General features: G+C 44.7%; 1 pseudogene. It reads right to left on the bottom strand.

The window, feature by feature from the left end:
- Window positions 1–244 (bottom strand): annotated as a pseudogene (locus CD111_RS06765) (hypothetical protein); the annotation flags it as partial.

A 244-nucleotide genomic window follows, 5' to 3' on the forward strand; every position in this document is an offset into this window, starting at 1 on the left:
TTTATCCGTTACCATTGTGCCGTTTGGATCAGATTCGTCTTTATTTGGAATACCATCATTATCCGCATCTTCATCCCCGTCTGGTGTACCATTTCCATCAGAATCAGGATTCATTGGGTCCGTACCGGCAGCTTCTTCATCTTTATTATTGATACCATCGCCATCGAGATCAGGATCTTGGTCATCAGGAATGCCGTCGCCATCAGTGTCATTCACCTTAGGTGTCGTGATATCAGGTTTACCA

Origin of the sequence: Mammaliicoccus stepanovicii, from assembly GCF_002902525.1 — a bacterium.
GTDB classification, from domain to species: Bacteria; Bacillota; Bacilli; order Staphylococcales; family Staphylococcaceae; genus Mammaliicoccus; species Mammaliicoccus stepanovicii.